Annotated in this window: 17 protein-coding genes and 2 other annotated features; all 17 genes read left to right on the top strand. The window is 37.2% G+C overall.

Annotated elements, in window-relative coordinates; all coding sequences use genetic code 11:
- Nucleotides 1-173 precede the first annotated feature (173 nt).
- The 17 genes from ispD to HWV59_RS02140 all read left to right on the top strand — a co-directional run bounded on the left by ispD (nt 174) and on the right by HWV59_RS02140 (nt 12930).
- A complete protein-coding gene (ispD, locus tag HWV59_RS02060) occupies nt 174-866 on the top strand; it encodes a 2-C-methyl-D-erythritol 4-phosphate cytidylyltransferase (protein WP_102232795.1) in 693 nt (230 codons plus the stop codon).
- A complete protein-coding gene (ispF, locus tag HWV59_RS02065) occupies nt 860-1339 on the top strand; it encodes a 2-C-methyl-D-erythritol 2,4-cyclodiphosphate synthase (RefSeq protein WP_102232794.1) in 480 nt (159 codons plus the stop codon). Before ispD ends, ispF begins: the two co-directional genes overlap by 7 nt.
- A 152-nt stretch (nt 1340-1491) precedes the next feature.
- Complete coding sequence (gene gltX / locus HWV59_RS02070; RefSeq protein WP_102232793.1) at nt 1492-2949, top strand: glutamate--tRNA ligase; 1458 nt, start codon at nt 1492-1494, stop codon at nt 2947-2949.
- A 38-nt stretch (nt 2950-2987) separates the two neighbouring features.
- Nucleotides 2988-3226, top strand: a binding site (T-box leader).
- 83 nt (nt 3227-3309) lie between these two features.
- Nucleotides 3310-3996 (top strand): serine O-acetyltransferase, encoded by a 687-nt coding sequence (gene cysE, locus HWV59_RS02075; protein WP_102232804.1) that lies wholly within the window; start codon nt 3310-3312, stop codon nt 3994-3996.
- A complete protein-coding gene (gene cysS / locus HWV59_RS02080) occupies nt 3947-5344 on the top strand; it encodes a cysteine--tRNA ligase (RefSeq protein WP_102232792.1) in 1398 nt (465 codons plus the stop codon). The genes cysE and cysS overlap by 50 nt, the downstream gene beginning before the upstream one ends.
- Before the next feature lie 424 nt (nt 5345-5768).
- Nucleotides 5769-6194: a Mini-ribonuclease 3 gene (locus HWV59_RS02085; RefSeq protein ID WP_102232791.1), complete on the top strand. Its 426-nt coding sequence runs from the start codon at nt 5769-5771 to the stop codon at nt 6192-6194.
- The gene (gene rlmB, locus HWV59_RS02090) at nt 6191-6934 is read left to right on the top strand and encodes a 23S rRNA (guanosine(2251)-2'-O)-methyltransferase RlmB (RefSeq protein WP_102232790.1); all 744 of its coding nucleotides are present in this window, start codon (nt 6191-6193) and stop codon (nt 6932-6934) included. Before HWV59_RS02085 ends, rlmB begins: the two co-directional genes overlap by 4 nt.
- A 7-nt stretch (nt 6935-6941) precedes the next feature.
- A complete protein-coding gene (locus HWV59_RS02095; protein WP_102232789.1) occupies nt 6942-7451 on the top strand; it encodes an NYN domain-containing protein in 510 nt (169 codons plus the stop codon).
- Nucleotides 7452-7618: 167 nt separating this feature from the next.
- Entirely contained in the window at nt 7619-8275 is a 657-nt protein-coding gene (sigH, locus tag HWV59_RS02100; protein WP_102232788.1) for an RNA polymerase sporulation sigma factor SigH, read from the top strand.
- Between the two features lie 91 nt (nt 8276-8366).
- The gene (gene rpmG, locus HWV59_RS02105; RefSeq protein WP_102232787.1) at nt 8367-8516 is read left to right on the top strand and encodes a 50S ribosomal protein L33; all 150 of its coding nucleotides are present in this window, start codon (nt 8367-8369) and stop codon (nt 8514-8516) included.
- Nucleotides 8517-8569: 53 nt separating this feature from the next.
- Nucleotides 8570-8752 carry a preprotein translocase subunit SecE gene (gene secE, locus HWV59_RS02110; protein WP_102232786.1) on the top strand — a complete coding sequence of 61 codons (183 nt, stop codon included), beginning with the start codon at nt 8570-8572 and terminating at the stop codon, nt 8750-8752.
- A gap of 299 nt (nt 8753-9051) precedes the next feature.
- Nucleotides 9052-9585, top strand: coding sequence for a transcription termination/antitermination protein NusG (nusG, locus tag HWV59_RS02115; protein ID WP_102232785.1), 534 nt, complete (start codon nt 9052-9054; stop codon nt 9583-9585).
- 226 nt (nt 9586-9811) lie between these two features.
- Nucleotides 9812-10237 carry a 50S ribosomal protein L11 gene (gene rplK, locus HWV59_RS02120; RefSeq protein WP_142385668.1) on the top strand — a complete coding sequence of 142 codons (426 nt, stop codon included), beginning with the start codon at nt 9812-9814 and terminating at the stop codon, nt 10235-10237.
- Between the two features lie 112 nt (nt 10238-10349).
- Nucleotides 10350-11048, top strand: coding sequence for a 50S ribosomal protein L1 (gene rplA / locus HWV59_RS02125; protein WP_102232783.1), 699 nt, complete (start codon nt 10350-10352; stop codon nt 11046-11048).
- Nucleotides 11049-11097: 49 nt separating this feature from the next.
- Nucleotides 11098-11238, top strand: a sequence feature (ribosomal protein L10 leader region).
- Between the two features lie 45 nt (nt 11239-11283).
- Nucleotides 11284-11784: a 50S ribosomal protein L10 gene (gene rplJ, locus HWV59_RS02130; RefSeq protein WP_102232782.1), complete on the top strand. Its 501-nt coding sequence runs from the start codon at nt 11284-11286 to the stop codon at nt 11782-11784.
- 64 nt (nt 11785-11848) lie between these two features.
- On the top strand, nt 11849-12208 hold the full coding sequence (rplL, locus tag HWV59_RS02135; protein WP_078433096.1) for a 50S ribosomal protein L7/L12: 360 nt from the start codon (nt 11849-11851) through the stop codon (nt 12206-12208).
- Between the two features lie 119 nt (nt 12209-12327).
- Nucleotides 12328-12930 (top strand): class I SAM-dependent methyltransferase, encoded by a 603-nt coding sequence (locus tag HWV59_RS02140; protein ID WP_102232781.1) that lies wholly within the window; start codon nt 12328-12330, stop codon nt 12928-12930.
- Nucleotides 12931-12972 lie beyond the last annotated feature (42 nt).

Consider the following 12972-nt stretch of genomic DNA (forward strand, 5'->3'; position numbering starts at 1 on the left):
CGGAAACTGGCCCTTTGTTTTACATATAGAGTGTAATCTTTTATGATACTATCAGAAAGTATAAAATTTTTATGGATGATCGTATAAGAAAAACTTAGGCTTTGGCCATTATTGCTTGGCCATAAGCCAAGTTTTTCTAATGTTGTTATACTTAAATTTAGGGGAGTAACTTCATGGAATATCAAGTAATTATACCTGCTGCAGGACAGGGAAAGCGAATGAAGGCTGGGAAAAATAAACAATTCATTAAATTGAATGAGATACCTATTATTATCCACACTTTAAGAGTATTTGAAGAACATGATCAATGTTCAGGCATTATTTTGGTCATTAATGAAGCGGAGAAAGCTGATTTTCAACATCTGATTGAGATCTATCGGCTACAGAAAGTTAAGCAACTTGTATTTGGCGGTAAAGAGAGGCAGGATAGTGTTTATAATGGGGTTAGAGCAGTGGAGAATGAGGAGCTTGTGCTTGTCCATGATGGAGCAAGACCGTTTATTACGCAAGAAAGTATCGAGCGTTTGGTTACAAAAGCTGATGAAACAGGAGCTTCCATTCTTGCTGTCCCTGTAAAGGATACCATTAAAAAGGTTGAAGAGGGAATTGTCACTGAAACTGTTGAGAGATCAACTCTATGGTCTGTTCAAACACCGCAAGCCTTTAAATTAAAGTTGCTTTTAGAAGCCCATGAAAAGGCAAGAATTGAAGGATATTTAGGCACAGATGATGCAAGTTTGTTGGAAAGAGTGGGACAACCGGTATCAATTGTAGCAGGAGATTATACAAATATAAAAATCACAACACCAGAAGACCTCTATATCGCGGAGGCTATTTTAACGAGAAATGAGGAAAAAAGATGTTAAGAATAGGACAAGGTTTTGATGTACATCAATTGGTGGAAGGCCGCCCTTTAATTATTGGAGGAATTGAAATTCCCTATGAACAAGGATTATTAGGTCATTCAGATGCTGATGTATTATTACATACAGTGGCAGATGCCTGTTTAGGAGCGATTGCAGAGGGAGATATAGGAAAGCATTTCCCTGATACAGATCCAGCTTTTAAAGATGCTGATTCAGCCAAATTGTTAACACATGTTTGGAATCTTGTGAAAAACCGAGGATATGAATTAGGAAATATTGATTGTACAATTATTGCACAAAAGCCAAAGATGGCTCCCTATATTGACCAAATGAGATCACGTATTGCTGAACTGTTGGAAGCTGATATTTCACAGGTGAATGTTAAAGCTACAACAACAGAGAAGTTAGGTTTTACTGGTAGACAAGAAGGTATTGCCTCACAAGCAACAGTGCTGTTACAGAAACGCTCATAAACATTGTAATTCTCTTTGTGTCTTAGGACCTTTGGTGATAAAATAAATTCTGACCTAACCATGATTTAAATGATAAACCATTTTACATAAAGGAACTATTCCAAAAACTTGCGGACAACTGTCTACATATAATTAGTAACGGAGGTAGAAAAATGACAAATGAAGTAAGAGTACGATATGCACCTAGTCCTACAGGACATTTACATATTGGTAACGCAAGAACAGCTTTATTTAATTATTTATTTGCAAAAAACCAAGGCGGAAAATTCATTATTAGAATTGAAGATACGGATAAAAAACGTAATATCGCTGGTGGTGAGGAAAGCCAACTAAAGTACTTAAGATGGCTTGGAATTGATTGGGATGAAAGTGTTGATGTAGGTGGAGAGTACGGTCCATATCGCCAATCAGAAAGAAATGATATTTATAAAAAATATTATGAAGAGCTTCTAGAAAAGGGCTTGGCCTATAAATGTTATTGCACAGAGGAAGAATTGGAAAAAGAACGTGAAGAACAAATTGCACGTGGCGAAACACCTATGTATTCCGGCAAGCATGCAAACTTAACAGCTGAAGAGCAAAAGGAATTGGAAGCAAAAGGTTTAAAGGCAAGTATACGTTTTAGAGTACCAGCCAATAAGGAATACCGTTTTTATGATATGGTCAAAGGAGACATTTCCTTTGAATCAGAAGGAATGGGTGACTTTGTTATTGTCAAAAAAGATGGAACACCAACTTATAACTTTGCTGTAGCAGTTGACGATCATCTTATGAAAATTTCCCATGTTCTTAGAGGAGAGGATCATATATCAAATACGCCAAAGCAAATGATGATTTATGAGGCTTTCGGCTGGGATATCCCTATTTTTGGTCATATGACTTTGATCGTGAATGAAAGCCGCAAAAAATTAAGTAAGCGCGACGAGTCCATTATTCAGTTCATTGAACAGTATGAAGAACTTGGCTATCTGCCAGAAGCATTATTTAATTTTATTTCTTTACTAGGCTGGTCACCAGTTGGAGAAGAAGAAGTGTATACTAAGAATCAGCTTATTGAGATTTTTGATGCAAATCGTTTATCAAAATCCCCTGCTGTATTCGATACGCAGAAGCTTGCTTGGATGAATAATCAATATATTAAACAACTTGAAGTGGAGAAACTTATTCCACTGACACTACCACACTTAGTAAAGGCTGGTAAAGTTTCTGAGGATATGAGCAATGAAGAAAAAGAAAGAACAAATCAGCTGATCGCTCTATATCAAGATCAATTAAACTATGGAGCAGAAATAGTTCAATTAACCGAACTATTTTTCAAAGAAGAAATTAGCTATAATGAGGAAGCTAAAGAAGTTCTTGAAGGGGAACAAGTTCCTGAAGTTTTAAAAGCATTTCAGCATGAAATTAAGCATGCAGAGGATTTTACTGCCGAGACAATAAAAGGATTAATTAAGGCAGTACAGAAAGCGACAGGTCAAAAAGGTAAAAATTTATTTATGCCGATTCGTGTTGCAACAACAGGGCAAACCCACGGACCTGATTTGCCAAAATCTATTGCAGTATTAGGGGAAGATACTGTCCTAACAAGATTGAAAAATATTATTAGTTAACATTTAGATAAAAATGTAATATAGTAGGGTTAACTATATTTAAAGCGTTGATAAGGAGAGTAGAGATTTATTTCCTTTTTAGAGAGAGCCCCCACGGCTGAAAGGGGCTTAAGAGAAATAATTCTTGAAATGCACCTTAGAGTCTTTTACTAAACGTCTTTTTTCATGATCAGTAAGTAAAAGCGTATCGCTCTACGTTACAGAGCTGGAGTTGAGGTAAGAAGGAAGTTTTCTTTTGCCTAAACAGAGTGGAACCGCGCATCAAAGCGTCTCTGTCATTGTACAGAGGCGTTTTTTTATATGTAAAAGAGGCAAATTCGTTAAACAAGATGGGGATTGGGGGTAAAATAAGTGTTTAAAATGATGAAGGAAGACGTTGATATTGTTTTCGAGCAAGATCCTGCAGCAAGAAGTTATTTTGAAGTTATCTTAACTTATTCAGGGCTCCATGCTATTTGGAGTCATCGTATCGCTCATGCTTTATATAAAAAGAAGTTCTTCTTCCTAGCGAGAGCGGTGTCTCAAATAAGTAGATTTTTTACTGGAGTAGAAATTCATCCTGCAGCAAGAATTGGACGTCGTTTCTTTATCGACCATGGAATGGGTGTCGTTATCGGTGAAACATGTGAAATAGGTGATAACGTTACAGTTTTTCAGGGTGTTACCTTAGGTGGTACTGGTAAAGAAAAAGGAAAGAGACATCCAACAATTAAAGATCATGCTTTAATTGCAACAGGAGCCAAAGTGTTAGGGTCTATCACAGTAGGGGCATACTCTAAAATAGGAGCAGGATCTGTTGTGCTAAAAGATGTCCCGGACGATTCCACTGTTGTAGGGATACCCGGAAAAGTAGTCATTCAGAATGGCAGAAGAGTAGGTCAAGATTTAAACCATTGTGATCTTCCGGATCCAGTGGCTGACCGATTTAAAGAATTAGAAACTGAATTAGCTAATTTAAGATATGAAGTACAACAATATAAGAAAGGAACGAATGAACATGACAATAAAGTTGTACAATACGCTAACGAGACAAAAAGAAACATTTGAGCCTCTCGAAGCAGGAAAAGTGAAGATGTATGTTTGCGGCCCGACGGTTTATAACTATATTCACATAGGAAATGCGAGACCGGCAATTGTCTATGATACGGTTAGAAGATATTTGGAATATCGCGGCTATGATGTAACGTTTATTTCGAACTTTACAGATGTAGATGATAAATTAATAAAAGCAGCAAACGAGCTTGGAGAAGATGTACCTACCATTGCAGACCGATTTATTGATGCCTATTATGAGGATGTTTCAGCGTTAGGCTGCAAACGTGCAACAATTCATCCACGCGTAACAGAGAACATTGATATTATTATTGAGTTCATTCAAGTGCTAATCGATAAAGGATTTGCCTATGAAGCAGGCGGAGATGTTTATTATAAAACACGAGAGTTTAAAGAGTATGGAAAGCTTTCTCATCAATCAATTGAGGAGCTACGTCTGGGAAATCGAATTGAAGTTGGCGATAAAAAACAAGATGCACTTGATTTTGTTCTCTGGAAAACAGCAAAAGAAGGAGAAATTTCCTGGGAAAGTCCTTGGGGACATGGAAGACCTGGTTGGCATATTGAGTGCTCGGCCATGGCAAAGAAATATTTAGGGGATACAATCGACATTCATGCAGGTGGTCAGGACTTAACTTTCCCGCATCATGAAAATGAAATTGCCCAGTCTGAAGCAGTAACGGGAAAAACATTTGCGAAGTACTGGCTGCATAATGGCTATATCAATATTAACAACGAAAAGATGTCTAAGTCATTGGGTAACTTTGTATTAGTGCACGATATTATTAAGGAAATTGATCCGCAAATTGTTCGTTTCTTTATGCTATCTGTACACTACAGACACCCAATTAATTTCTCTCAAGAGTTACTTGAAAGTACAAAAAATGCTTTTGAAAGATTATCAACATCGTATGGCAATCTTAAACATCGTAAAAATAGCAGCAATAACCTTACGGAAAATGACCAGGAGTGGTTCGATAAAATCAATTCATACCAAGAGCAATTTGTTAAAGAAATGGATGATGATTTTAATACGGCAAATGCGATTTCTATTTTATTCGATTTGTCAAAGCAAGCAAATTATTACATGCAAGAGCAAAATACTTCAGAAGAGGTTATCCAAGCTTTCCTTGATCAATTTGATGAGCTCGGAAATGTTCTAGGAGTAACGTTTGGTTCAACAGACCTGTTGGATGAAGAAATTGAGATCATGATTGAACAACGCATTCAAGCTAGAAAAGACCGTAATTTTGCCTTAGCTGATGAAATACGTGATAAATTAAAAGATTTGAATATTATCCTGGAGGACACTCCTCAAGGAACGAGATGGAAGCGTAATTGATTAGAGTATGAAACAATAGGGAATAAAGATAATAGTGAGGAAAGTGGCAGAGTAAAAGTAATAACTGACGCGCTTGCACTTAGATTTACTAACAGAAGTATAAACTTTTGCACTTAGTTTTGGTGTCTAGCTCCAGCGCCTATCGCCTATCAAACTTCAGATCATCTCCCTACGATAAGTCAACATCGGTTCGCTTCCGCTTACCGTGTTTCCTTTGCCCCACATTAATGGGCAGTAAAAATTATTGGGAGAGAAGAGTGAGGTACTGCCCGTAAATGTCTCGGGTAAGTCTCGCTATCCATTAGAAGGAAAATTCTAATGGAAGTCTCACTTTATCTCAGTCGATGCTCCTCCAGTTTGTACGGTGATGACCAAGGCGCTTGCGCTTTTATAACTGCCATGATTTGTAGAAAAGAGGACCAACATGTTTTTAGATGTAAAGGCAATTAAAGATTCTAAACATTTAAATAGCTTGGCTTTGGCCTATATTGGTGATGCTGTTTTTGAGATTTATGTGAGGCATTATCTTTTATCAAAGGGAACTATTCGCCCAAACCAGCTACATAATCAAGCAAAGAGGTTTGTGTCGGCGAAGGCACAGGCAAGTGTTTTGCACCATTTTTATTCTCAGGAAATTTTTTCTGAAGAAGAACAAGGTGTTTTAAGGCGTGGGAGAAATGCAAAATCGGGAACAATTCCTAAAAATACAAATGTTCAAACCTATCGATATAGTACATCCTTTGAAGCACTCATTGGCTACTTATATTTAGAGAAAAAGCATGAACGTCTTGAGGAATTGATTGAGCGATCCTTTGAATTTTTTGATGGTGAAAAGGAGGGGTTATCATGAGTGAAGATTTCATTATAGGCCGCAACCCTGTTATTGAAGTGCTAAAATCTCCGCGAGATATAAATAAGATATGGGTGGCTGAAAACTCTTTAAAAGGACAAGCTCAGCAGATTACAAAGCTAGCCAAAGAAAGAGGCATTACGATTAATTTTGTCCCCAAAAAGAAAATTGACCAGATGGTTGAAGGAAATCACCAAGGTGTTGTTGCACAGGTTGCAGCTTATGAATATGTTCATGTGGATGATATATTAAACGTAGCAGAACAGCGCGGAGAATCACCATTTTTATTGCTTTTAGATGAAATAGAAGATCCGCATAACTTAGGATCTATTATGAGAACGGCAGATGCTGTTGGTGCACATGGAATTGTTATCCCTAAGCGAAGAGCTGTTGGACTTACAGCAACAGTTGCGAAATCATCAACAGGAGCAATAGAACATATACCTGTCGCAAGAGTAACAAACATGGCAAGAACCATTGATGAGTTAAAGGAAAAGGGCGTATGGATAGTTGGCACAGATGCGAAAGGTGCAGATGATTATCGAAATCTTGATGGTAAAATGTCCTTAGCTTTGGTTATAGGTAGTGAAGGAAAGGGAATTGGTCGGTTAATCAAAGAAAAATGTGATTTTCTTGTCAAGATGCCGATGGTTGGTCATGTTACGTCATTAAATGCATCAGTTGCAGCAAGCCTTTTAATGTATGAGGTATATAGAAAGCGATATCCTTTAGGGGAGTAGTTGTGAAATGGATATCCTTTTAGTGGATGGATATAACATTATTGGTGCGTGGCCGAACTTACAAAAGCTTAAAAAAAATGGTTTGGCTGAAGCACGCGATCTTTTGATCGAAAAAATGGCTGAGTACCAAGCATATACCGGCTTTAGAGTTATGATCGTTTTTGATGCCCATATGGTAAAAGGAATCGAGAAAAAGCTAAAAAACCACAGGGTAGAAGTGATTTTCACCCGTGAAAATGAAACAGCGGATGAGAGAATCGAAAAACTGGCTATTTCATTAAGTAATATCAAGACACAAGTACATGTGGCAACATCAGATTTCACAGAACAATGGGCAATATTTGGTCAGGGAGCATTGAGGAAATCTGCAAGAGAACTTCTAAATGAGATGAATTCAATCGAAAGCAGAATTCAGCATAAAGTGAAGAAAATTGAGCAGAAGCGGCCATCATCAAAAATTGCCATTCCTGAAGATGTAATGGAAAAGCTGGAGAAGTGGCGCAGGGGCGATTTATAGATAGTTAAGAAATTATTAAATTTGTGTAAATTGGTCAATGATACTACACCCTACCATAAGCTTTATACTTAACAGAGCTATCCGGCACTTGCGTTTAATCTTGGTTGACGCTTACAAAATGAATAAAGTATAATATTGTTATCTTGCGTGCAGTCGGGGGGATCGGCTTGAATTCACCAATCAACAAGGATAAAGTCAACAAGGAAGAATTAGAATTATTGGAAGATGAACAATTAGTTGAACTTGTTCACGAGGGGGAAAGTGAGGCTCTCGACTTCTTAATTACAAAGTACCGTAACTTTGTTCGAGCGAAGGCAAGATCATACTTCCTTATTGGAGCAGATCGGGAGGATATTATCCAGGAAGGCATGATTGGTTTATACAAAGCAATTCGTGACTTCAAGGAGGACAAGCTCTCTTCATTTAAAGCATTTGCCGAGCTATGTATCACTAGGCAAATTATTACCGCAATCAAAACTGCAACTCGCCAAAAACACATTCCTCTAAATTCCTATGTTTCATTGGACAAGCCTATATACGACGAAGAGTCCGACCGGACGCTTATGGATGTTATTACTGGTGCAAAAGTAATGGATCCAGAAGAGCTCATTATAAATCAGGAAGAATTTGATGATATTGAGGGAAAGATGGAAGAATTGTTAAGTGATCTCGAGCGTAAAGTCTTGGCCCTTTACTTGGATGGCAGATCTTATCATGAAATTTCAGAAGAATTGAATCGTCATGTGAAATCAATAGATAATGCACTGCAAAGAGTAAAAAGAAAGCTGGAGCGCTACATAGAACTGAGAGAGATTAGTTTGTAAACTAGAAGATAGGTAGATTGTATCGTTTATTGACGAAAAAAATTTACTATGATACAGTTTTATAGAATATAAAGTTGCGGTAGGTGACGACATGCGAAAGAAGATCATTATGGCATGCACAACGTGTGGAAGTCGAAATTATACCACGATGAAAAACACATCTAGTTCAAATGACCGATTAGACGTCAAAAAGTTTTGCAAGGTATGTAATTCGCATACAAACCACCGTGAAACAAAATAGCCCTTATATTATTTCTTACACGAAGTTTTCCTATTACTCCTGGAGGTAGCTCAATGCAACGTTTAATTAATTTTTTCCGAGATGTTACTCGTGAAATGAAAAAGGTTAGTTGGCCTAAAGGTAAAGAGCTAACAAAATATACAATTACGGTTGTTTCAACTGTGACGTTTGTAGCAGTGTTCTTTGCGGTTATTGACCTAGGTATTTCTTCTTTAATTCGTTTGTTTTTTGAATAACAAATGGAAAATCGTGCTATAATAGAAAATATTACATTTTGTCTGCAAAACCCGTTAAACGGGTTTTTTCATTGTATAAAAAATAATATATTGGTTTAACTTTGTATAAGCGCATGGATCTAGCTCCAGCTCTTAGTACCTTTAGAGTCTAATCAAATTGGAATTGAAGGCCATTTTATGCCAATTTGATTTATGGCTCGAGGCTGATCAAGGCGCTTGCGCTTTTAAACTAAAGCAGAACGAAATAGATTGTTGATTAACCTAATTGTGGGGAGGGAAGGACAAGTTGTCCTGATGCTATGGAAAAGAATTGGTATGTAGTGCACACTTATTCAGGGTATGAAAATAAAGTAAAAGCAAATCTTGAAAAGCGTGTTGAATCAATGGGTATGGAAGATAAAATCTTCCGCGTTGTTGTGCCCGAAGAGGAAGAAACAGATATTAAGGACGGCAAGAAAAAAGTTGTAAAGAAAAAGGTATTCCCTGGTTATGTGCTGGTTGAAATTGTTATGACTGATGATTCCTGGTATGTTGTCAGAAACACACCAGGTGTAACAGGATTTGTTGGTTCTGCCGGACATGGATCAAAACCGACTCCTTTATTACCTGATGAAGTGACTTTCATCTTAAAACGCATGGGTATGGATGAGCGTCGTGTAGAAATTGATTTTGAGGTAAATGAAACAGTTAAAGTAACAGAAGGTCCGTTTGCTAACTTTACAGGTTCTATTGAAGAAATTGACCATGACAAGAATAAGTTAAAAGTTCTTGTTAATATGTTTGGTCGTGAAACACCGGTAGAATTGGATTTTGCACAAGTTGCTAAATTATAATCTGAAAAAACTTGAAATCATTTACGAAAAGTGGTAATATTTCATAGGTCAGTATGTCTCAAAGATTTGAGATGTAGTTTTGATCAGAAATATTCATTTCTGAATGTATAAGGGTAGGTAAACTCTACTTGAGTTGCCCTAATTTTACCATTATCAATAAATGGTTAGATGAGTGGGAGGGTTAATGACCCATTTACCACATCACGGACTTAAGGAGGTGTGTCTCGTGGCTAAAAAAGTAATTAAAATTGTAAAATTGCAAATTCCTGCAGCTAAAGCTAATCCAGCGCCACCAGTTGGTCCTGCATTAGGTCAAGCTGGTGTTAATATCATGGGATTCTGTAAAGAGTTTAACGCTCGTACAGCTGATCAAGCTGGTTTAATCATTCCAGTTGAAATCACGGTATTCGAGGACCGTTCATTTACATTTATTACGAAAACTCCACCTGCTGCTGTATTGCTTAAGAAAGCAGCTGGAATTGAGTCTGGTTCTGGTGAACCAAACCGTAATAAAGTAGCGACTGTTAAACGTGACAAGGTACGTGAAATCGCTGAAACAAAAATGCCTGACTTAAACGCAGCTAGCGTTGAAGCGGCAATGCGTATGGTTGAAGGTACTGCACGTAGTATGGGTATCGTTATCGAAGACTAATATTTAGTTAGTCTCGAATGTTTTAGGGGGGTTGCGAGTTTGCTTAAAAACAAGTTCGCAACCTTTATTCGTGGGAGGTTATTCCGCTAAAACCACTAAGGAGGAAATAAAAATGGCTAAAAAAGGTAAAAAGTTTTTAGAAGCTGCTAAACTTGTAGACCGTTCTAAATTCTATGCTGTTCAAGAAGCAATCGAACTAGTTAAAAAGACTAGCGTAGCGAAATTTGATGCAACTGTTGAAGTTGCTTTCCGTTTAGGAGTAGACCCTAAGAAAGCTGATCAACAAATCCGTGGAGCAGTAGTACTTCCAAATGGTACTGGTAAAACTCAACGTGTATTAGTTTTTGCTAAAGGTGAAAAAGCGAAAGAAGCTGAAGCAGCTGGTGCTGATTATGTAGGGGATGCTGATTACATCAACAAAATCCAACAAGGTTGGTTTGATTTTGACGTAATTGTTGCTACACCTGACATGATGGGTGAGGTTGGTAAATTAGGTCGTGTATTAGGACCAAAAGGTTTAATGCCAAACCCTAAAACTGGTACAGTTACATTTGATGTAACAAAAGCTGTTAACGAAATCAAAGCTGGTAAAGTTGAATACCGTCTTGATAAAGCTGGTATCATCCATGTACCTATCGGAAAAGTTTCATTTGAAGATAGTAAATTAGTTGAGAACTTTACAACTGTATATGAAACTTTACTAAAAGCTAAACCATCTGCAGCTAAAGGAACTTACATGAAGAGCGTAAATGCTACTTCTACTATGGGACCTGGTGTAAAAGTAGATTCTTCAAGCTTCGCTGTAAAATAATAACTATTGACTTCTTAAAGAAGTTTATATATAATAATCAATGTTGTTTTAAATGAATATCGCTATACCGTAGACAGTAGGTGCAATTAGCTTAAATATCCTACCGAGGTGTATTTACGAATAAAGCATGTTCTTGCTTATTGTATATACAAAACCTCCATGTCTATCGTGGAGGTTTTTCAATGACCATCACCGAACGGTACTAGTGTTACATGAATCTACAGGAGGTGTAACAATGAGCGCAATTATCGAACAAAAGAAACAGATCGTAGATGAGATTTCTACTAAGTTCCGTGATAGTAAGTCTACAATCGTTGTAGATTACCGTGGACTAACTGTTAGTGAAGTAACTGAATTACGTAAACAATTACGTGATGCAGGTATTGACTTCAAAGTTTACAAAAACACAATGACTCGCCGTGCTGTTGAGCAAGCTGAGCTTGCTGGTCTTAACGATGTTTTAACTGGACCTAATGCGATTGCTTTCAGTAATGACGATGTTGTTGCTCCAGCAAAAATCATCAACGATTTTGCTAAGAAGCATGAGGCTCTTGAAATTAAAGCTGGTGTTATTGAAGGTAATGTAGCGTCTGTTGAAGAAGTTAAAGCTCTTGCTGAACTTCCATCACGTGAAGGCTTACTTTCTATGTTGCTTAGCGTTCTTCAAGCTCCTATCCGTAACTTTGCTCTTGCTACTAAAGCAGTTGCAGATCAAAAAGAAGAACAAGGTGCTTAATTCGAACGAACTTTTATGTGCATGACAATAAACTATTAATTGGAAAAACAAGGAGGAAATTATAATGACTCAAGAACAAATCATTGAAGCAGTTAAAAATATGACTGTTTTAGAATTAAACGACTTAGTTAAAGCAATCGAAGAAGAGTTTGGTGTAACTGCTGCAGCTCCTGTAGCTGTTGCTGCTGCTGGTGGCGAAGCTGCTGCAGAACAAACTGAATTTGACGTAGTACTTGCAAGTGCTGGCGGACAAAAAATCAAGGTTATCAAAGTTGTACGTGAAGCTACTGGCTTAGGCTTAAAAGAAGCTAAAGAATTAGTAGACAACGCTCCAAAAGCTCTTAAAGAAGGCGTTTCTAAAGAAGAAGCTGAAGAATTAAAAGCTAAACTTGAAGAAGTTGGAGCTTCTGTAGAAGTTAAGTAATTAATATAAATGTATAGAAAGCTCGCCATCATAGGCGGGCTTTTTATATATCGTAAAAAACGTTGTATAAAATGACGTTATTATGCAAATCCTATACTTCTGAAAGAGGAGGAACTAGCATGAGTGATCATTATTATTCAGAAAAGCCTACAGTTCAAAGTGAACGAAAGACTTGGTCGTTTTCGTTAAAAGGTCACCTCTTTACATTTCAAAGTGATCGCGGGGTGTTTTCGAAAAATGAAGTAGATTTTGGTTCCCGTCTTTTAATAGAATCATTTGAACTTCCTGAGATCGAAGGAGACTTTTTAGATGTTGGATGTGGATATGGTCCAATCGGTCTTTCGGTGGCGAAACATTTTAACAGACATGTAGATATGGTTGATATTAATGAGCGTGCGGTAGAATTAGCGAAAGATAATGCAAAATTAAATAAGGTAGAGAATGTAACGATCCTTCAAAGTGATTTATTCGAAAACATACAAGATGAACAAGCGTATGCGGCTATTTTAACAAATCCTCCAATCCGTGCGGGAAAAAAAGTTGTTCATCAAATTTTCGAAAAAAGCTATTCACATTTATCTGATGGAGGAGAGTTATGGGTTGTGATACAAAAGAAGCAGGGAGCTCCTTCAGCTATTGAAAAGCTTAAAGAAATGTTTGGAGAAGTTGATACAGTAGAAAAGAAGAAGGGTTATTATATCATTAAAGCTAAAAAATGTTGACTCTAAATTTTTGTTGTGTTAGTATTATAAAATGCCAATATA

The organism is Metabacillus schmidteae (genome assembly GCF_903166545.1).
GTDB classification, from domain to species: Bacteria; Bacillota; Bacilli; order Bacillales; family Bacillaceae; genus Metabacillus; species Metabacillus schmidteae.